The sequence below is a fragment of the Ligilactobacillus salitolerans genome, assembly GCF_003864415.1.
GTDB classification, from domain to species: Bacteria; Bacillota; Bacilli; order Lactobacillales; family Lactobacillaceae; genus Ligilactobacillus; species Ligilactobacillus salitolerans.
In genome coordinates this window covers 1-992 of sequence record NZ_BFFP01000088.1, presented here as the reverse complement: position 1 = coordinate 992, position 992 = coordinate 1, and the positions used below count along the sequence as shown (strand labels likewise).

General features: G+C 39.8%; 2 protein-coding genes. One reads left to right on the top strand and one right to left on the bottom strand.

Annotation, left to right across the window (positions count from 1 at the left end; translation table 11 throughout):
- Positions 1-270: transposase (locus LFYK43_RS12150; protein ID WP_174714000.1), on the top strand; the 270-nt coding region annotated here is incomplete at its 5' end.
- Positions 271-878: 608 nt separating this feature from the next.
- On the opposite strand, the gene LFYK43_RS13135 is transcribed toward LFYK43_RS12150, so the two are convergent.
- Positions 879-992: IS3 family transposase (locus LFYK43_RS13135; protein WP_148095631.1), on the bottom strand; the 114-nt coding region annotated here is incomplete at its 5' end.

Below are 992 nucleotides of genomic sequence, written 5' to 3'. Positions count from 1 at the left end.
TATACAAGAGCTTTAGAAATATTAGATGAAGGCTTCGAGGATGCGCTGCAGTACTTGTCCCAACCGGAACCTTATCAGATTAGCTTACGAACCACAAATTCATTGGAGCGCTTAAATCAGGAGATCCGCAGACGTGAGCGTGTCGTCCGGATCTTCGCGAATGAAGCTGCAGCAGAACGCTTATTTGGAGCGATTTTGCAGGATTACCACGATCAGTGGCAAGAGCAAAAAAGAACATTTCTGCGCGATTTTTCACCTGAATTTCAGTAAAAATCCAAAAACAAGTGTAGCTACACGCTTAACAAGCTATTGAGCTTCAGGGGAGTAGTGTAATAAGTACAGTTAATAACCCCTTGGTGAGGAGTGTGATTTGGGCTTTAAATCACACTCCTCACCAAGGGCCACCAAGCGTAAGCGCGGTAGCAAAACGACAGTAAGAACATATTTGGAAGGCTCAAAAGGACATTTTAGTTTTGATAAATTGGATCCATTAGCAGTCGCTGATTATTTAAATTTTTTAAAATAAAGATATGGAAGCTGCATTGCATCGGTTTTTGAATTTACACAGAAAAAAGGACTTGACCTAAGTATCAGAAAGTAAGGTCCAAGAAAGCAGCTTTTGGACCTAAGTTTTAGAAAGTAAAGTCCAAGAAAGCAGCTTTTGGACCTAAGTATTAGAAAGTAAAGTCCAAGAAAGCAGCTTTTGGACCTAAGTATTAGAAAGTAAAGTCCAAGAAATGAACCGGCTCCTGTCAAGCTGACAGTCAAATAAACGAAAACTATGATTATTTAATAAGCTAAGTTCAAGCCCAAGTTCAAGGTCAAAAGCGTCGACAACAGAAGGCTAGGTTTGTGTTGGAATTTTATTATTTGGACATTTAGGCAGCCTGATCACGATATTCTGCCGGAGTTAAAAAGCTTAAGCGCTCTTGGATCCGATCATTGTTATAAAAGGACATAAACTCATCGATTGAATCCTGTAGGTCTGCTAA